17 protein-coding genes are annotated in these 20563 nt (G+C 39.1%); all 17 read right to left on the reverse strand.

The annotated features are described in order from the left end of the window. Nucleotides 1–89: 89 nt before the first annotated feature. The 17 genes from opp4C to lspA all read right to left on the reverse strand — a co-directional run bounded on the left by opp4C (nucleotide 90) and on the right by lspA (nucleotide 19842). Complete coding sequence (opp4C, locus tag ACIP9C_RS07745) at nucleotides 90–998, reverse strand: oligopeptide ABC transporter permease (RefSeq protein ID WP_401009530.1); 909 nt, start codon at nucleotides 996–998, stop codon at nucleotides 90–92. Nucleotides 999–1011: 13 nt separating this feature from the next. Beyond that, nucleotides 1012–1977 carry an oligopeptide ABC transporter permease gene (gene opp4B / locus ACIP9C_RS07750; protein WP_401009531.1) on the reverse strand — a complete coding sequence of 322 codons (966 nt, stop codon included), beginning with the start codon at nucleotides 1975–1977 and terminating at the stop codon, nucleotides 1012–1014. Nucleotides 1978–2069: 92 nt separating this feature from the next. Continuing rightward, nucleotides 2070–3800, reverse strand: a complete 1731-nt coding sequence (opp4A, locus tag ACIP9C_RS07755) for an oligopeptide ABC transporter substrate-binding protein (RefSeq protein WP_401009532.1) — start codon at nucleotides 3798–3800, stop codon at nucleotides 2070–2072. Between the two features lie 62 nt (nucleotides 3801–3862). Continuing rightward, nucleotides 3863–4852, reverse strand: a complete 990-nt coding sequence (locus tag ACIP9C_RS07760; RefSeq protein WP_401009533.1) for an ABC transporter ATP-binding protein — start codon at nucleotides 4850–4852, stop codon at nucleotides 3863–3865. A gap of 9 nt (nucleotides 4853–4861) precedes the next feature. Continuing rightward, a complete protein-coding gene (locus ACIP9C_RS07765) occupies nucleotides 4862–5860 on the reverse strand; it encodes an ABC transporter ATP-binding protein (RefSeq protein ID WP_401009534.1) in 999 nt (332 codons plus the stop codon). 709 nt (nucleotides 5861–6569) lie between these two features. Further along, a complete protein-coding gene (gene pyrE, locus ACIP9C_RS07770; RefSeq protein WP_401009535.1) occupies nucleotides 6570–7199 on the reverse strand; it encodes an orotate phosphoribosyltransferase in 630 nt (209 codons plus the stop codon). Then, nucleotides 7196–7906 (reverse strand): orotidine-5'-phosphate decarboxylase, encoded by a 711-nt coding sequence (gene pyrF / locus ACIP9C_RS07775; protein ID WP_401009536.1) that lies wholly within the window; start codon nucleotides 7904–7906, stop codon nucleotides 7196–7198. Before pyrF ends, pyrE begins: the two co-directional genes overlap by 4 nt. After that, entirely contained in the window at nucleotides 7906–8817 is a 912-nt protein-coding gene (locus tag ACIP9C_RS07780) for a dihydroorotate dehydrogenase (protein ID WP_401009537.1), read from the reverse strand. Before ACIP9C_RS07780 ends, pyrF begins: the two co-directional genes overlap by 1 nt. Next, complete coding sequence (locus ACIP9C_RS07785) at nucleotides 8814–9587, reverse strand: dihydroorotate dehydrogenase electron transfer subunit (protein WP_401009538.1); 774 nt, start codon at nucleotides 9585–9587, stop codon at nucleotides 8814–8816. Before ACIP9C_RS07785 ends, ACIP9C_RS07780 begins: the two co-directional genes overlap by 4 nt. A gap of 1 nt (nucleotide 9588) precedes the next feature. Beyond that, nucleotides 9589–12786, reverse strand: coding sequence for a carbamoyl-phosphate synthase large subunit (gene carB / locus ACIP9C_RS07790; protein ID WP_401009539.1), 3198 nt, complete (start codon nucleotides 12784–12786; stop codon nucleotides 9589–9591). After that, nucleotides 12779–13879, reverse strand: coding sequence for a glutamine-hydrolyzing carbamoyl-phosphate synthase small subunit (carA, locus tag ACIP9C_RS07795; protein WP_401009540.1), 1101 nt, complete (start codon nucleotides 13877–13879; stop codon nucleotides 12779–12781). Before carA ends, carB begins: the two co-directional genes overlap by 8 nt. Next, a complete protein-coding gene (locus tag ACIP9C_RS07800) occupies nucleotides 13879–15156 on the reverse strand; it encodes a dihydroorotase (protein WP_401009541.1) in 1278 nt (425 codons plus the stop codon). The genes carA and ACIP9C_RS07800 overlap by 1 nt, the downstream gene beginning before the upstream one ends. 1 nt (nucleotide 15157) lies before the next feature. Further along, on the reverse strand, nucleotides 15158–16036 hold the full coding sequence (locus ACIP9C_RS07805; protein WP_401009542.1) for an aspartate carbamoyltransferase catalytic subunit: 879 nt from the start codon (nucleotides 16034–16036) through the stop codon (nucleotides 15158–15160). Between the two features lie 206 nt (nucleotides 16037–16242). Beyond that, nucleotides 16243–17553: a solute carrier family 23 protein gene (locus ACIP9C_RS07810; RefSeq protein WP_401009543.1), complete on the reverse strand. Its 1311-nt coding sequence runs from the start codon at nucleotides 17551–17553 to the stop codon at nucleotides 16243–16245. 20 nt (nucleotides 17554–17573) lie between these two features. Beyond that, nucleotides 17574–18116, reverse strand: a complete 543-nt coding sequence (gene pyrR, locus ACIP9C_RS07815; protein WP_340825966.1) for a bifunctional pyr operon transcriptional regulator/uracil phosphoribosyltransferase PyrR — start codon at nucleotides 18114–18116, stop codon at nucleotides 17574–17576. 338 nt (nucleotides 18117–18454) lie between these two features. Beyond that, complete coding sequence (locus ACIP9C_RS07820; RefSeq protein WP_401009544.1) at nucleotides 18455–19366, reverse strand: RluA family pseudouridine synthase; 912 nt, start codon at nucleotides 19364–19366, stop codon at nucleotides 18455–18457. Beyond that, on the reverse strand, nucleotides 19363–19842 hold the full coding sequence (gene lspA, locus ACIP9C_RS07825; RefSeq protein WP_340825968.1) for a signal peptidase II: 480 nt from the start codon (nucleotides 19840–19842) through the stop codon (nucleotides 19363–19365). The genes ACIP9C_RS07820 and lspA overlap by 4 nt, the downstream gene beginning before the upstream one ends. Nucleotides 19843–20563 lie beyond the last annotated feature (721 nt).

The following is a 20563-nucleotide window of genomic DNA, read 5'->3' on the forward strand; positions in this document are numbered from 1 at the left end:
GGAATCCCCCCACGCTCGCTCCTCATCAATAGCAAATGGCACCTATCAAAGTAAAGTTTACTTTGATAGGTGCCATTTATTTAGCAACATTATCTTCTTGATTTTGGATTCATCGCATCTTTTAGTCCTTCACCGATAAAATTAATCGATAAAATTACTAATGTAATTGCTGTTGCTGGTGGAATCCATATCCATATTTTATCTCTTAGCACATCTGAGTTTCTAGCCTCTGCAAGCATGTTTCCCCAACTTGGCGTATCTGCTGGCACACCGAAGTTTAAGAAGCTTAACGCCGACTCTATTACAATTGTTACCGCCATTAATAATGTAGCTTGTACAATGATCGTAGAAGCGACGTTCGGTAATAAATGTTTCATAATGATTTTCGATGATTTACAGCCGATTGACTGTGCAGCTAAAATGTACTCATTTTCTTTTTCTGCAAGAATTCGACTTCGTACAACGCGGGCAACACTACCCCAGCTTAATACGGAAATGACAATGATTAACGTCCATAAGCCCGAAACTTTACCAACTAGAATCGTATTTAGCACGATAACAAATACTAATAATGGGAACATTAGTACAAAGTCAGTGAAACGCATTAAAATTTGATCGATCTTGCCACCAAAATAACCTGAAATTGATCCTATAGTTGTCCCAATTAAAACAATGAAAAACATACATCCTATACCAACCGTTAAAGAAGATTTACCAGCATAAAGCATTCGTGTAAATACATCACGGCCATTTGTATCAGTTCCAAGCCAATTCTCACTTGAAGGTGGTTGGCTAATTTTCATAAAGTCTACACGCACAATATCTTTTGTCGTAATATATGGCGCTAAAAACGATAGAATAATAACGATTAGTAAAAAAATAAGGCTTATCATAGCTAATTTATTTTTAACGAACTTTCTTCTCGCTATCACCCATGGAGAGGGGCTTTTATTCAGTGTTTTTGATGCAGACGCTTCTTGTTTTGTTATAATCTCCACATATTTCCCCTCCCTAATCTAGTCTAATTCGCGGATCTACTATACCATACAATAAATCGGCTACTAAATTCCCAAAAAGTGTTAAGAACGAAAGTAACATAGTTATCGACATCATGACCGCATAATCTCTTCTACCAACGGAATCTAAGAACAGCGCGCCTATTCCGGGATAAGTAAAGATGGTTTCTGTTATTACTGCACCACTAATTAATGTAGCGATGTCAAAACCAAGAAAAGTAATAATCGGAATAATCGAATTTCTTAAAATATGCTTGTTGTAAATTTTTGATTCCTTTGTTCCTTTTGCTCTCGCTGTACGGACGAAATCTTTTCTGCTGTTTTCAATAATATCGTTTCGTAAAAATTGCGTATAGGAAGCCGTTCCCATTAATCCTAATACAAGTGAAGGCAATAACACATGATGAACCCTACTTAGGTAGTAAGCAAACGTTCCTTCTTGAAGCCCTACGCCAACTGAGCCATTGAATGGGAACCACCCTAGTTGGAAAGAGAACACATAAATGGCTACAATACCAGCGACAAATGATGGAATCGCTAAAGCCAAATAATTGTACGAAGCTATTAAATTATCGCCTAATGTATATGGTTTTCTCCCTGCATACATGCCCATGAAAAAAGCAAAAATGTACGTCAAAATTAAAGATGTTACTGCTAAAAATAATGTATTCGGAATTCGTTGTGCAATTACTTCTACTGCAGGTTTTTTATAAACCGTTGATTTGCCAAAATCCCCTTGTACAAAATTAGACATCCATCTTCCATATTGCACGATAATTGGATCATTATAGCCTAACTTCTCTCTCATTTCCTCGATGTATTGTGGGTTTGTATTTGATGGATCAATTTCTCCCGCAAATGGATCTCCTGGCATCATTTTTGCTAAGAAGAACACAACTAACGAAATAAGGAGTAACAATGGAATCATGCCGAGTAATCTTCGAAGTGTGTATTGAAGCATGTGACGTCCCCTTATCAATTATAATTTACTACTATCAGGCTCCTATAAGAGCCCGATAGTAGTAGGTTTCTCAGCCTTTTTTAGGCATTAACTTACTCGACAATATGCCATTTATAAACGTCTGTTTGGAAACCAACAGCGTTAATATGAACACCTTGTAGTCGGTTGTTAATACCATATAGATCTAGGTTTTCCCATAAAGGAAGTGCTGGTAATTCTTCGTTGAAGTATTTTTGCCAATCAACATAAACTTTTTTACGGTAGTCTTTATCAAATGCAGCTTCGCTTAACGCTTCTTTTAATAATTTGTCGTTATCTTCATCTACATAACGACCGTAGTTCCATTCTGCATCATTTGCCCATAGGCCAGATGGATCTGGATCAGAACCCATACTCCAAGATCCGAAGAATGCCTCTAATGCAGCGTCATCATTATCTTTCATCTCATTGTACAAGTTAAACTCTACTAAACTACCTGTTGCAAGTTCAGTTTTTACACCAATATCATTCCAAGATTGGATGATTGCTTGTGAACGACCTTCAAATGCCGCTGGTCCTGCATAGTGTCCAAATGAAATTTTAAATGGTTGGCCTTGTGGATCTTCAACAAATCCATCGCCATCTTTATCAACATAGCCTGCTGTTTTTAACAGTTCTTTCGCTTTATCTACATTAAAGTCATATGCATTTAAATCTGAAGCATCTGCAGCAGTCCAGAAAGTAACTGGAATAACTGTATTCGCAACTTCAGCTTTTCCTTCTAAGAAAGCATCGATCATTGCTGGACGGTTAAGAGCATATAATAGTGCCTGACGTAATTCTTTTGAATTGAATTTATCAAAATCTGCTACATTTTTAAGTGTAGCTTTATCACGATGACCAAAACGAAGTCCGATATAAGAATAGCCTACACCAGTCGTTTCTTCGATACGTACATTGCTTAATGCTGAAAGCTCTTTCACAGATTGTGGTCTAATATCCATGATGTCGATTTCTCCGTTTTGGAACGCACCCGCAGCTAATGATGGGTCAATTACTTTTACAATAACACCATCAAGCGCTGGTTTCCCTTTCCAGTAATCATCAAAACGCTCTAATTCAGAATATTCGCCGTCAACAACTTTTTTCACCTTAAACGGTCCATTGCCTACAGGCGTTTCACGCACTTGCTTCGATTCACTTAAATCTTTTACTGCAATGCCTTCATAATGTTTCTTCGGCATTGGGTATTGCCAAATACTTTCTAGATTATTAATTTTCACTTCTTTAAATGTAACTTTAATTGTGTAAGGGTCAACAACTTCAATACCTGAAATTTTATCTGCTTTACCTGCTTTTTTATCTTCTGCCCCTTTTACACCTTCAACATAATTAAAACGAGGACCATCATAATCAGGATCTGCTAAAGTTTCTAATGCAAATACCCAGTCTTCACCTGTTAATTCCTCACCATTATGCCATTTCACACCTTTTTCAAAGTTGAATGTATACGTTAATTTATCTTCACTAATATCCCATTTTGCAAGGTTTGGTATATATTCTAACTCATCATTTACATCATAAACGCCATCCATTAAGAAGTTTTGAATATATGCATCCACAATACTTCCTGCAAAGGCAGGGTCAAATACGCCCTCTGGCGCTTGGTCTGTACCGAATGTTGCAACGCCACCTGCTTTAGCATCTGTTGTTGTAGCTACTGGTGTTTCCTTATCCTTTTCTGCATCTTTGTCCGTTGTCGATGAATCATTATTACATGCTGCTAGGAACAGTGCCATGACGAGCATTAGTAAAAGTGACCATAATGTTTTAGTCTTTTTCATTTTTTTCCCCCCGTTAATTTTTTATTTTGAAAAGCATTTTTTCCTTTTTTTTCTTGCCATTTTTAATATAAGTGGCAAGCAACTTTATGATCTGGCTTCACCTCCTTTAATACTGGTTTAGTTAAGGAACATTCCATCATAGCCTTCGGGCACCTTGGATGGAATGGGCATCCTTGCGGAGGATTAGCTGGGCTCGGTACATCGCCTTGTAAAACAATGCGATTGCTTTTTTTTCGAGGATCCGGCACAGGTATTGCTGAAATGAGTGCTTGTGTATATGGATGCAATGGCTCATCATATATGCTTACCTTGTTTGCAATTTCAACAATATTGCCTAAATACATAACGCCAATGCGGTCACTCATATGTTTTACAACACTTAAGTCGTGCGCAATAAATAAAAAGGTTAAATCAAACTCATCCTGCAATTCTTTTAGTAGATTTAAAACTTGTGATTGCACGGAAACATCTAAGGCAGAAACTGGTTCATCGGCAATTATTAGCTTCGGTTTAAGGGCTAGCGCTCTTGCAATACCAATTCGTTGACGTTGACCACCTGAAAATTCATGCGCATATTTATAATATGCATCCTTAGGTAACCCTACTTTTCTTAATAATTCAATGACTTCTTCTTTTAAAGAATTTAGTGTTTTATTATGAAAATTCATAATAGGCTCAGCTACGATACTGCCTACCATCTGCATTGGATTTAATGATGCATAAGGATCTTGGAATACCATCTGGATATCTTTTCTTATTTCTCTTAATGATTTGCCTTGTATTTTTGTAATATCCTTTCCATCAAACACGATTTGTCCTTCTGTAGAATCTAACAATCTAATAATCGTACGGCCTGTTGTTGATTTTCCGCATCCTGACTCACCAACTAAGCCCAATGTTTCTCCATTTTTGATAGAAAATGAAATATTATCTACAGCTTTAACGTGTCCGACTGTTTTTTTAAGAAATCCGCCTTTAATAGGGTAATAGGTTTTTAAGTTGTTCACTTCGAGCAAAGTTTCTTTATGTTGTTTGATTGTCGTATCAGTCATGTTGTTACCTCACACCTTCTCTAGGATAGAACCTTCATATAGTAAGCACGAAACCTCATGGCCATCGCCGATTTGGACAAGCTGAGGAGTTACCGTACTACACTCGGGTTTCACCGACGGGCATCTATCTGCAAATCGACAGCCGACTGTCGGCATATTTTTTAAAGATGGCACAATGCCTTGAATTGTAGTTAGCTCACTAACTTCGATATCAATGCGTGGAATGGATGCCATTAATTGCTTCGTATAAGGATGCTTTGGATTATAGAATAGATTGTCCACATTCGTGCGCTCTACAATTTTCCCAGCATACATAATGATGACTTCATCACACATTTCTGCCACTACACCTAAATCATGCGTAATCAATATAATGGACATATCATTTTCCGCCTGAATTTTTCTCAGCAATTCAAGTATTTGTGCTTGTACAGTTACATCTAGTGCAGTAGTAGGTTCATCAGCAATTAAAAGCTTTGGATGACAAGCGATGGCAATCGCAATCATGACCCTTTGTCGCATCCCCCCTGATAGTTGATGTGGATATTCGTCGACAATTTTATCTGGTCTTGGTATGCCTACACTCTTTAATAATTCAATTGACTGCTGTCTTGCATCAGTTTTCGAGATTGGTAGATGGTTTAATAAAATCTCTTCAATCTGATTGCCAATTGTAAATACAGGGTTTAAAGATGTCATAGGCTCTTGAAAGATCATACTAATATCTTTTCCTCGTATTTTATTCATCTCATCACTTTTGTAGCCCTCAATATTTTTGCCTTGGAACTTTATTTCTCCGCCAGTAACTTTGCCAATCCCTTGAGGAAGTAGCTGCATGATCGACAGTGACATAACACTTTTTCCACAACCAGATTCCCCTACAATACCTACAATTTGGCCGGGCTTAACGGAAAACGAAACGTTATCCACCGCGTGATATATATCTCCGTCTATATCAAAACCAGTTTTAAGGTTTTTCACTTCAAGCATTAAATTCATTGCAATCATCACACCTTTTTGTATTTTTTCTAAATAGAAATATGTAGTAAAAACTTACGATGACAATCTTTTCTGATTCAATATTCAGAAAAAAGGATTCAAAATTGATTAAACTTATTTCAATATCATTTCTACTCAAATATTTATTAGTTTTTAAATAGTTCAATTTAAAAACATATTAATAAAATTTTTACAGTAGAAATAAAAAAATCATCTAACTATATACTTATGGAATTATCTGAAAATTATTCATATTGCTATTTTATATAGAAATAACGCATTTAATCAAGAGTTTTTTTACAACTCTCATAATGTTATATACATAAAAAACCATACAACTATTACAAAAAATTATATAATTTTTCTATTCTTTTTAAACATATATTTGTTCACATTCTTATTTTTTCTATTATCCAACATTTATTTATTATTTAAATATACTAATAATCTACATTATATTTCATGTTCTTCTCTCTTAATTCATTCTTTTATTTGGTAAACTTGAAGATTATAGGAACAATTCGATATTTCTGTTTATTTTAAATATTCAATAATTATATTTATATAATTTTTCGGTTTAAAGTATTAACATCAAAAAGCACTTTTTGCTACAGTAAAAAACTATTTTTTTATAAATTTTTCTAAACGTACATCTTCATAAAAAAAAACGATCATTGGCTAATTTAACCATGATCGTTTTTTATTAATTTTTCTTAACCTATAGTGCTCCAGCTTTAAGTTTTGCATGCCAGTCTTTTAAAAATGGAATATCTTCTTCTTTAATAGCACCTGATTCGTTTGCTGCTTCAATTAGATAATCAAAGTTAGTTAAAGATACATATTGAATGCCGGCTTCTTCGAATGCTTGCTCAGCACGTGGTAAATTATATGTGTAGACACAAACAACACCTAATACCTCACACCCCGCTGCACGTAAAGCTTCTACTGCTGTAATCGAAGAACCACCTGTTGACACAATATCTTCTACTACAACGACTTTTTGCCCCGCTGCGTATTTTCCTTCAATTTGATTTCCACGACCATGCTCTTTTGCTTTTGAACGTACGTACACCATTGGTAAGTCTAAAATATCGCTTACCCATGCAGCATGTGGAATACCTGCTGTAGCAGTACCAGCTACAATTTCTGTACCTTCAAAATTTTCTTTAATAATTTTTGCTAAGCCGTTTGCCAATTGCTTACGGATAACTGGATCTGAAATAGTTAAACGTGTATCACAGTAAATCGGTGATTGAATGCCCGATGCCCATGTGAAAAGATCTGTTGGGTTTAATTCGACTGCGCCAACCTTAAGCATAGCGTGTGCGATTTCGTTTTGTAATGTCATTTTGTTGCCTCCCATAATTCACTTACGATTTTATATGCTACTACTGGATCTTGAGCACCTGTTACGGCACGCCCTACTACAATTAATGAAGACCCATCACGTTTTGCACCATCTGGCATAGCGATGCGTTTTTGGTCGTGTGCATCACCACCAGCTAAACGGATACCTGGTGTGACACGTAAGAAGTTCTCACCGCACACTTCAGCGATTGCCTGTGCTTCATGAACTGAGCAGACAACACCATTTAAGCCCGCTTGTTTTGTTAAGCTAGCATAATGTAGTACAGATTCTTGTAATGTTAACGCAATTTTTTGCTCCGCTTGCATTTGCGTTTCCGTAGTAGATGTTAGTTGTGTCACAGCAATCAATACTGCACGCTCTCGACCTGCTGGTGTACCCGCTTCTAGTCCTTCGAGTGCAGCTTCCATCATTGGACGCCCACCTGCAGCATGTACATTGACTAAATCTACTCCTAATTTTGCTAAGCCCTTCATCGCTGAACCAACAGTATTTGGAATATCATGTAGCTTTAAATCTAGGAAAATATCGTGCCCTAAATCCTTCACTTTACGTACAATATCAGGACCTTCCTGCATATAAAGCTCCATACCAATTTTTACGAAAAGAGGCTCTTGAAAATGTGCTAAAAACTTGAAAACTTCCGCTTCACCTGGGAAATCAAGTGCTAGTATTGGTTTTGTATTCATTAACGATGGCTCCTTCCGATTATGTCCGTAATATGCTCTACGCCTAATGCGTCAAGCTTTGCTGGTAACTCCTCAATGATGTTCGGACAAACGAAATGGTCAACAAAATTGGCTGTCCCAACTGCGACTGCTGATGCACCTGCTGACATAAAGTCAATGACATCTTGCGCTTCGCTCACTCCGCCCATTCCAATAATCGGAATATTGACGGCTTTATATACCTCATATACCATACGAATGGCAACTGGTTTTACTGCAGGGCCAGATAAGCCCCCTGTACCATTTGCAATTACTGGTTTACCTGTACGTTCATGCAAACGCATGCCAATTAATGTGTTAATCATCGTAATTCCATCCGCTCCACCAGCTTCAACTGCTTGAGCGATTTCTACGATATTCGTTACATTTGGTGATAATTTCACGTAAACAGGGACTTCAGAAACAGCTTTTACTGCTGCAACGAGCTCTCGTGCTGTTGCGGGGTCTGTACCGAATTGAATGCCCCCACATTTGACGTTCGGGCAAGAAATATTCAGTTCTAGCGCTTTTACATTTGGTGCTGCAGAGATGCGACGTGCAACTTCTACGTAATCTGCAGTTTCAGTACCAGCTACATTAGCGATAATTGGCACATCATAGCCTTCTAAAAACTTTAATTCTTCATTCATTACTTTTTCAATACCTGGATTTTGTAAGCCAATGGCATTTAGCATCCCTGCTGCTGTTTCCGCTACACGTGGTGTTGGATTGCCAGGTCTTGTTTCCACTGTTGTTGCTTTAATCATAATAGCGCCAAGCTTCGATAAATCGTACAGCTGAGCATATTCACGACCAAAGCCAAAGCAACCTGAAGCTGGCATAATTGGATTTTTTAAATCTAAGCCAGGTATTTGGATATTTAAACGACTCATAATGCCACCGTACCTTTCGGAAATACTGGACCGTCAGAGCATACTTTGACATAGTCTTTTTCAATTTGATCGGTTGTCTTGCACACACATGCAAAGCAAGCGCCAATGCCGCAGCCCATGCGTTCTTCAAACGATAAATAGCCTTCTTTTTCTGGGTAGAAGCCTTCTAACGCTTTTAGCATCGGTAGAGGGCCACAAGAATAGAACACATCAAACTCCGGCGCACGCGTTTCTAACACGTTTGTTACAAAGCCCTTCGTTCCTTTCGATCCATCTACAGTTACGTAATGTGTTTCACCAAGTGCATTAAACTCTTCCTCATAGAAGCAAACATCTTCTGTTTGGAAGCCTAATACATGGATTGTTTTCACGCCACGAGCATTAAGCTGTTTTGATAGTTCATGTAAAGGTGGTACACCGATGCCGCCACCAACTAACAATGCCGTCCCACCCGTCTTTACAGCATCGACTGGGAAGCCATTACCAATTGGGCCAAGGACATTGACTAACTGTCCTTCACGATTTGTCGCTAACACTTGCGTTCCTCGACCTTCCGCACGATAAATCATTGTAAATTCACTATTTTCTTTATCTATGTTTGCAATACTAATAGGTCGACGTAAAAGCGGCTCCAATGAATCTGACACCTTTACATGGACAAACTGGCCAGGAGTCATATCCTGAACCAGTTCACCATGTAGTGTCAATTCGAAAATGTTTGTCGCAATTTGCTTTTGAGAGACGACCGTCATTTTCTCTTGACGAATCATATTAATGTACTACCTCCGCTTTCGGCATTTGTTCTGCTGTAAATGTCATTGATTCAATTACACGTAGCATTGCTTCTGCTGTATCTAATGACGTTAAGCAAGGTACGCCATTTTCTACAGACTCACGACGAATTCGGAATCCATCACGAGCTGGCTGCTTGCCTTTTGTTAATGTGTTGACTACTAACTGAGCTTCACCATTTTGAATTAAGTCTAGTAACGTTTGTCCTTTTGCACCAATTTTCCCTACTACATCTGTACGAACGCCAGCTGCCTCAAATGCTTGTGCTGTACCTTCTGTCGCTACAATGCGATAGCCGACTGTTGAGAAACGTTTAGCAAGTGCAATTGCTTCTTCTTTATCCTTATCAGATACAGTGAATAATACTGTGCCTTCTGTACGGATTTCCATACCAGCTGCAACTAAGCCTTTGTACAGGGCTTTTTCTAATGTTGCATCCTTACCCATTACTTCCCCTGTTGATTTCATTTCAGGTCCTAATGTGATGTCCACACGGCGTAATTTTGCGAATGAGAATACTGGTACTTTAACAAACACACCTTTTTGCTCTGCCGCTAAGCCAGTTGGATAGCCTTGCTCTACGATTGATTTACCAAGAATCGCTTTCGTTGCAATGTTTGCCATTGGAATGTTCGTAATTTTACTTAAGAACGGTACTGTACGAGATGAGCGAGGATTAACCTCAATCACATACACTTCACCTTGCGAAATTACATATTGGATATTCATTAAGCCGATGATGCCAAGTCCTTTTGCTAGACGAGTCGTGTAATCGACTAAAGTATCTTTTTGCGTTTGTGTTAATTTTTGTGGTGGGTATACAGAAATCGAGTCACCAGAGTGTACCCCTGCACGTTCGATATGTTCCATAATACCTGGGATTAATACATTTTCACCGTCACAAATCGCATCTACCTCAATTTCTTGACCCGTTAAGTAACGGTCTACTAAAACTGGGTGATCAGGTGAAGCCTCAACAGCGTTCTCCATATAATGTTGTAATTCTTCCTCGTTATAAACAATTTCCATCGCTCGTCCACCAAGAACATATGAAGGGCGTACTAACACTGGGAAACCTAGACGTTTACCAATCACAAGTGCTTCTTCTGTTGATACCGCAGTTTCACCTGGAGGCTGTGGAATGTCTAATGCATGTAAAGCTTGTTCAAATTTATCACGGTTTTCAGCACGATCGATGTCTTCTAACGATGTACCTAAAATTTTCACACCATTTGCAGCTAATTTATCAGCTAGGTTAATAGCTGTTTGACCACCGAATTGGACAACTACGCCAATTGGTTGTTCTAAATCGATAATGTGCATTACGTCTTCGATCGTTAATGGCTCGAAGTATAACTTATCTGAAATTGAGAAGTCTGTTGATACTGTTTCTGGGTTTGAGTTAATAATGATTGCTTCATAGCCTGCTTCTTGGATAGCCCAAACTGAGTGAACTGTAGCGTAATCGAACTCTACTCCTTGACCGATACGGATTGGACCTGAGCCTAATACGATAACAGATGGTTTTTCAGACTTGATTGATTCATTTTCTTCCTCATAAGTGCCGTAGAAATAAGGTGTTTCTGATTCGAACTCTGCCGCACATGTGTCCACCATTTTATAGACAGGGATAATGCCGTTTTCTTTACGGTATGCATAGATTGCTTCTTGCGTTGTATCCCATAGCTCAGCAATTTTTTTATCCGCAAAGCCTAGACGTTTTGCAGTACGTAATACTTCTTTATCGTTTTTATGGTCAGCAAGTGTTTGCTCCATATCTACAATGTTTTTAAATTTATTTAAGAAGAATAAGTCAATTGCAGACCATTCATGAATTTGTTCGATGGTTACACCGCGGCGCAATGCTTCTCCGATGAAGAATAAGCGTTCATCGCCTGCTTTACGGATGCGCTTTTCAATCCAAGAATCAGAGTTATCTTCAGCATGTTTCAGCTCTAGATGAACTTGACCTGTTTCAAGAGAACGTACAGCTTTTAGCATTGCTTCCTCGAACGTACGACCAAGCGCCATTACTTCCCCGGTAGCCTTCATTTGTGTGCCTAGGTTACGTTTTGCAGATTCGAATTTATCGAATGGCCAGCGTGGAATTTTTGCTACGATGTAGTCTAGTGCTGGCTCGAAGCAAGCATACGTTGAACCTGTCACTGGATTTTTAATTTCATCTAACGTTAAGCCTACTGCAATTTTTGCTGCCAGCTTCGCGATTGGGTAACCCGTTGCTTTTGATGCTAATGCAGATGAACGTGATACACGTGGGTTTACTTCGATTACATAGTAGTTGAAGCTATATGGATCAAGGGCTAACTGTACGTTACAGCCACCTTCAATTTTTAGTGCGCGAATAATATCTAATGAGATATTACGTAACATTTGGTTTTCGCGGTCAGAAAGTGTTTGTGTTGGTGCTACTACGATTGAGTCTCCTGTATGAATACCTACTGGATCGACATTTTCCATGTTACAAACAACGATCGCATTGTCAGCTGCATCACGCATTACTTCATATTCAATCTCTTTCAAGCCAGCGATTGATTTTTCAAGTAAACATTGTGTAACTGGCGAATATTTCAGACCTGATGTTACGATTTCTTCTAGGTCTTGGTCGTTATAGCAAATACCGCCGCCTGTACCTCCAAGTGTGAATGCAGGACGAACGATTACTGGATAACCGATTTTTGCGACAAAGTTTTTCGCTTCATCTAAGTTATGAATAATGTCTGATTCCGGTACTGGTGCACCTAGTTCGTACATTAAGTTACGGAATAAATCACGGTCTTCTGCTTTATGGATAGCATCTAGTTTCGTACCAAGAATTTCGATATTTAGTTCATTTAAAATACCTGAGTTGTCTAACTCGATTGCCATATTTAAACCTGTTTGACCACCTAGTGTTGGTAGAATTGCATCTGGACGTTCTTTACGTAAAATGCGTGATACAAATTCTAGTGTGATTGGCTCAATGTAAACTTTGTCTGCAATTTCAGTATCTGTCATAATTGTTGCAGGGTTTGAGTTTATTAAAATAACGCGGTAGCCTTCTTCTTTTAATGAAAGACAAGCTTGTGTTCCTGCATAGTCAAATTCTGCTGCTTGTCCGATGACGATTGGGCCAGACCCGATTACTAAAATAGTTTCTATATCTGTACGTTTAGGCATGTTGTTTCCCCTTCCCTGCTTCTACTTCCATCATTTCAATGAATTCATCAAATAAGTGGTTTGAATCCTCTGGTCCCGGTGATGCTTCTGGGTGATATTGTACTGTGAAAATCGGATATTTCTTATGACGTACACCTTCACAAGTACCATCATTTAATGCGACATGTGTTAATTCTAAATCTGTATCTTTTAAAGACTCAATATCGATTGCATAGCCATGATTTTGAGATGTTAAGTCTGTACGACCTGTGCGTAAATCTTTAACCGGGTGGTTACCTCCGCGGTGACCGAATGGTAATTTAAATGACTTCGCGCCACTCGCTAATGAGAAGATTTGGTGGCCTAAGCAAATACCGAACATTGGCACTTTTCCGATTAAATTGCGTACCGTTTCGATACCTTCTGCAACGTCTTCAGGATTCCCTGGACCGTTTGACAGCATAATGCCATCAGGATGCCATGCTAAAATTTCTGCTGCTGGTGTGTTGTAAGGTACAACTAGTACATCACAATCACGTTTATTTAATTCACGGAGAATACCATGCTTCATACCGTAGTCAATTAATACTACTCGTTTGCCACGTCCTGGTGATGGATAAGCAGCCTTTGGCGTTACTTCGCGAACATGATGCGTAATCGCTGGTGTAGCCTGTAGTTTTGCGACGATTTCTTCTACATTCACTTCTTCGTCAGCCGCTGTTAAAATCGCTTTAACAGATCCTTTGCTACGAATAATGCGTGTTAATTTACGTGTATCAATCCCTTCAATCCCTGGGATATCCTTTGATGTTAAATATTCATCAACTGTTAAATCACATCTGAAGTTTGACGGTGTTTTTGCTAGTTCGCGAACTACAAATCCACGAATTGCAGGTGTGATTGATTCGAAATCATCACGGTTAATACCGTAGTTACCGATAAGTGGGTATGTTAACGTTACGATTTGTCCGTAGAATGAAGGGTCTGAAATCGTTTCTTGATATCCTGTCATCCCTGTTGTGAATACGACCTCGCCTTGTGAAGCTCGCTCGCTACCGAACGCTGTGCCTGTAAATACTGTGCCATCTTCTAAAATAAGTAAACGTTTTTTCATTACTCTGCCTCCTGGTATACGATATTACCTTCAAAAATTGTTACTACTGGCCAACCTTTTGCAATCCAACCATTGAAAGGTGTATTGCGACCTTTTGATACAAAACCTTCTGCATCAATTGTTTGTTCTTTCTTTACATCAATTAAAACCATGTCAGCTGATGCACCAACTTGTAGCGTTCCATATGGTAAGTCGAAAATTTGTGCTGCTTTCACAGTCATCCAATCAATCAATTGCTTTAAAGTCCATTTCCCTGTTTCAACAAATTGTGTATACATCAGTGGGAATGCTGTTTCAAAGCCGACGATGCCGAACGGTGCGCCAACCATACCACAACATTTTTCTTCGATTGTATGTGGCGCATGATCTGTTGCGATGCAGTCGATTGTGCCATCAAGTAATGCTGCGTGTAGAGAATCTTTATCGTCTGCACCGCGTAATGGTGGGTTCATTTTCCAGTTAGCATCATCGGATGGAATATCCATCTCTTCAAGTAATAAGTGGTGTGGACAAACTTCTGCAGTGACGCGAATACCTGCTGCTTTTGCGTCACGTACTGCACGCACCGATTCTTTTGTTGATACGTGGCACACATGGTAGCGTGCGCCCGCAGCCTCTGCGAGAAGAACATCGCGCGCAATTTGAACAGATTCACAAATAGATGGAATACCCGGTAGTCCTAATTCTTTATTACGCTTGCCTTCATGCATGACACCATCATAAATTAATGAATTATCTTCACAGTGTGCTACAACAACCATGTTATGCTTTGCAGCATCCTGCATTTGTTCATACATCGTGGAGGCTAATTGAATTCCTACACCATCGTCTGAAAATGCTACAGCGCCATGTGCTTTTAATTCCGCGATATCCGTACGAACTTCACCTGAAATGTCTTGCGTTAATGAACCATATGGCAAGACACGAATCACTGCGCTTTCTTGAATAAGACCGTTAATTAGTTGCATGTTTTCTACAGTGTCAGGCACTGGTTTCGTATTCGGCATTGCACAAATCGTTGTAAAACCACCTTTCGCTGCAGATGCAGAGCCTGTGGCAATTGTTTCTTTATGTTCAAAACCTGGCTCTCGTAAATGTGTGTGCACATCTACAAAGCCTGGAGCAACAACTAAACCGTTTCCTTCGATAATTTCTGCACCAGCAACATTGACCTCTTGTCCAATGGCAGTAATTTTGCCATCTACCATGGCGATATTCACTGTATGCAGTTCACCTTGTTCATTTAACATTTGTACATTTTGAAGTACTTTTGTCATGTTATTCTCTCCCTTGTAAAATCGTTTCAATAATTGCCATGCGCGTATACACACCATTGCGAACTTGCTCAAAAATTCGAGAACGTTCGCTTTCGACTAGCTCTGATGCAATTTCTACATCACGGTTAACTGGCGCTGGATGCATAATAATTGCTTTTTCCTTCATTTTCTTCTCACGTTCCACTGTCAATCCGTACTCTTCATGATAGCTTTCTTTTGAGAAGCTTTTATTTACTTTATGACGTTCATGTTGTACACGAAGTAACATAATGACATCGCTTATTTCAATTAAATCGTCCCAGGAATGATGTGCTTTAAAATCCCCTGCCCATTCTTCTGGGCAAAGAAAATGCACATTTGCTCCTAGTCGTTGTAACGCCGAAGCATTTGATTTTGCAACACGACTATGAGATATATCCCCAGCGATTGTGATATTTAACCCTTCAAAAGAACCAAACTCTTTTTTTATCGTGTACAGATCCAGCAATGATTGTGATGGATGTTGACCAGCGCCATCTCCTGCGTTTATAACTGCAACATGAATGCCTTCTAGTAGCTCGTTATAATATTCATCTTCTTGTGCTCGGATAACGACCGCATCTATGCCTATCATCTCTAATGTTTTGACCGTATCGTACATTGTTTCACCCTTTGTCACACTTGAAAAGCTTGCGTCAAACGGGATTACAGTGCAGCCAACTTTCCGCTCTGCCATCTCAAAACTTGTTTTCGTTCGAGTACTCGGTTCAAAAAATAAGTTTGCAACGTTGTAAGCACGAGATAACGATGATGTTTCGCCATTTTCAAAAGCCTGCGCACGATGTAAAATGCTGCTAATCTCTTCAGTTGTTAAATGTTCCATTGATAATAAGTTCTTCATCATGTACCTCCATTAGATTGTGTGTCATGAACGTCTATGTATGACGTTCTGCATTATTTAAGTATCTAAATAATATAAAAGCCCCGCTGATGTCATCAGCGAGGCATAAGGAGGCGTGACAAACTATAGTAAGCCGAATGCTTACCTATTGCCTGTCCACAACTTCCCTTTTTTTGCCTCTCTGGACAATTCATTAAAAGGTACTACTATGAATTATTATTTTGATTGTAAGGTACTGGTATATCGGCTTCTTTTTTACCTGGTAATACCGCATTTAGCACAACTCCGATAATCGCTGCTAACGCCATACCTTCTAAACTTAGTGATTCTGTGACGATAAATTTCGCACCGCCGATACCTATTACTAGAATAACAGAGGCAATCACTAGATTACGGCTGTTACCAAAGTCGACATGATTATCTACTAGCATACGGAGACCGCTTGAAGCGATAATACCGAACAGCAGAATGGAAACTCCGCCAAGAACAGCTGTTGGAATTGTTGCGATTACTGCCATTGCTTTCCCGAAGAATGACAGGAAAATCGCCACTACTGCTGCTCCTGCTATTACATACACACTGTAAACTCGTGTGATAGCAAGAACACCAATATTTTCACCGTACGTTGTTTTTGGTGGACCACCAATGAATGCACTAACTAATGTCCCAAAGCCATCACCTAGTAATGAACGATGTAAGCCTGGTTCTTTAATATAATCTCGATTCACTACTTTTCCAAGCACGAGCTGGTGACCGATATGCTCTGAAATTGTCACAATAACAATCGGTACCATCGCTAGTAAAATCGTAGATGTAATTGTAAAGTCATAATCTACACCAGGAATGATGAAATGTGGTACTGCAAACATCTTTGCTTCTTTAATCGGTTCGAAGTTGACGATACCGATAAAAATCGAGTAAACATAGCCAACGATTAGGCCGATTAAAATCGGCATCGTACTTAAAATCCCCTTAAAGAAGATTGTAAAAATAATTGCCGTAAATAGTGTGACAAGTGCTGCTGAGAAATGCAGTAAGTTATATTCTCCATCAACATTCATCGCCATGCCTACTGCTGTTCCTGATAAGCCAAGGCCGATGACCATAATAACCGGGCCTACTACGATTGGCGGAAGGATCTTCATAATCCATTTATAGCCGCTCTTCCAAATGATGAGTGACACAATGCCGTAGGTTACACCGACGGCCATTGCCCCTATCATGGCGTTACCTGGGTTGACACTTAAGCCATTGTCATCTAAACCGCCTGCGGCAAGTAAAATTGGTGCGATAAAGGCAAACGATGAGCCTAAATATGCTGGTACTTGAAACTTCGTTATTAATAAGAAGAACAATGTGGCAATCCCGCTTGTTAGAAGGGCGATTGCTGGACTAAGGCCTACTAGCTGTGGTACTAAAATCGTTGACCCGAACATGGCAAACATGTGTTGAAAGCTTAATGTCACTAATTGGACTGGGGTCGGTTTATCATTTATATCTAATACTGCCTTTGACATAACGTTTCCTCACTTTTTAGTTAGTCTTCTTTATAAATAATGACGCAATCTTCACCATCGACTTCAGTTAAATTGACAACGATGCGCTCTGTGCCAGATGTCGGTACATTTTTTCCAACGTAGTCAGCTCGAATTGGTAGCTCTCGGTGCCCTCGATCTATCAACACTGCCAGTTGAATTTGTGCTGGTCTTCCTAAATCCATTATGGCATCTAATGCAGCACGGACTGTACGACCTGTATATAGTACATCATCGACTAAAATAATTTTTTGATTGGCAACAACATAATTGATATCCACTTGCTCGACATGTGCCTGCTCATTTTCATGCTTTGTCGATAAATCATCTCGGTAAAGAGTAATGTCTAGCTCCCCTGTACGAATGGCTTTTCCTTCTATTTTTTCGATACGCTCCGCTAAGCGTCTCGCTAGAAAGGCACCGCGCGTTTTTATACCGACTAAAATACATTCATCAATACCTTTATTACGTTCAATAATTTCATGTGCAATACGTGTTAATGCTCTTGTCATCGATGGCCCATCTAATAGCTCATTTTTTGACATCTTTTGTCCTCCTCTCTTGAATCTATTTTCAGTGTTGTCCATTATGCGCAACTTTTATTAAAGTATTACCTCTGGAAAGCTGTAGCACAATCGAATTGTTACGTGATGCTTCCTAAGTCGTAAAGCATCATTACAACGGCATAAAAAAACCTCTCGAGGCGAATAGCCTGAGAGGGTTGAGTACGTGTTTAAATAGCATGTCGGAAAAATTTGCAGCACAAATTTTCACAACACGTTCACATGTACCTTCTCAGCCTCTCTGGACTGCCATTAAAGGTGAATATTAAGTTAAAGTCGTTCATTCACTTTCGTTAGTATAGACCTTCTTTAAATATTCGTCAATCCTTATTTCGTAATTCATCTAATAATTCTACATAATCAACAGGAAGTGGTGCTTCAAACTCCATATATTCGCCTGTTGTAGGATGATTGAATCCTAAAACGCCTGCATGTAATACTTGTCCACCAAAATCAATTGTCTTTCTCGGTCCATATTTTGGATCACCAACAAGAGGGAATCCAATATAATTCATATGCACGCGAATTTGGTGTGTACGTCCCGTTTCGAGACGACACTCTACTAGTGTGTATTCACCGAAGCGTTCAATCACTTGGAAGTGTGTTACCGCATGTTTACCTTTATCAACAACTGCTTGTTTTTGACGATCCTTTTGGTCACGACCAATTGGTGCGTCAATTGTCCCTTTATCATGTGCGATATGTCCATGAACAAGAGCTGTATATTTACGCGTTACTGTTTTATTAACAAGTTGATCGACTAATGATTCGTGTGCAACATCATTTTTCGCTACCATAAGTAAACCTGATGTATCTTTATCGATACGGTGTACAATACCTGGACGTAAAATACCATTAATGCCCGATAAATCTTTACAGTGATACATTAAACCATTTACAAGTGTCCCTGCCATATGACCAGGTGCTGGATGGACAACCATCCCCTTTGGTTTGTTGACAACGAGCACATCCGCGTCCTCATAAACAATTTCAAGTGCTAGGTTTTCAGCAATTACATCTAATGGCTCTGCTTCTGGCACGATGATTTCTACAACATCGCCTGCTTTTACCTTATATTTCGCTTTTACTGTCTCACCATTTACTTTGACAATTCCTTCAGTAATCCAATTGCTAATTTGTGTACGAGACCACTCTGTCTGTATACTTGAAATCGCTTTGTCAATGCGCTCTCCTTGCTGTTGTTCTTCGATTGTATATGATACTTGCGTCATTGTTTCACCTGTTTCTTTTCTTTTTTATCTTCGGCGATTAAACCAATCATTAATACGACAACGGCAATTGTTAATGCTGCATCTGCAATATTAAAAATTGGGAAATCGTAATTCATAATAGGGATTAATACGTCGACAAAATCTACTACTTCTCCTCTAAATAAACGGTCAATAAAGTTACCAATGGCACCGCCCAATAAAAGCATTAAACCCACTTGAAAAAGAGGCTTGCCCTTTGCTTCTTTGTGATAAAAGTAAATGATGGCACAAATAACCCCTATTGTTACAATAGAAAATAACCACATTTGCCCCTCAAGCATTCCCCATGCTGCACCTCTATTACGATGAGATAAAATGCCAAACCATGGATCCCATACGGAAATACGCTCACCAAACTCCATATTTTTCACAATTAGCCATTTTGTCCATTGATCTAAAATAATCACAAAAGCGGCCAATCCATAATATTTATACACAGCTATTCCTCCGTTCACTCAACATCTAACCTATTCTACCATAAGAGCTTATATAGCAATAACTAATATAACATGAAAATATGACGGAAACACAAGGCTGCAGTCCAAAAGTAGAAATCGGCCCTCTTCGCAATTCTACTTTGCATGCAAAAATGCTGTTCCCTAATAAGCACAATAATCCGTATAGCTGAGAATTTAAATTATTGAGTATTAATAAACAAAAACTGCGTTTGACTTTCGCTACGAGTGACACGTTCCACGGGCTTGGCTTCCATCTCCTCGTCACTTCGTTCCTACGGGGCTTTCTGCTCAAGCTCATCCCGCTAAAGTCGCCATTCTCTGCGAAAATCAAAGGCTTCTATTAACTCAATTCTAAAGCTGTATTATTCTACCATTGCGAGACCTATATATTGAAAAGTGAGACAATCATATCTTCACCTTTATAATTTTATTGGGCTAGAGCGAAATATTATATGAGTAGTCTATACTAGTTGATTGGAGTGGAAGGCGTCACACCCTGCATGAACAGCACGAGCTGAAAATCCATTTTTTCGGCTTTTGCCGAAAAAAATAGTTGAAGCCTTGCCTGCGGAAAGGGAGCGCCTGTAACCGAAATCACCGTTTGCCTATGATTGGCCAAAAATAAAATAGACAGTAGACCAACCCCAATTTCTTTGAGTTGGTTGACCGTCTATGCTTTCTTCACAATAAAAGTAATAGA

This window comes from Lysinibacillus sp. NPDC093210 (genome assembly GCF_044753985.1).
In the GTDB taxonomy this organism is placed as follows: Bacteria; Bacillota; Bacilli; order Bacillales_A; family Planococcaceae; genus Lysinibacillus.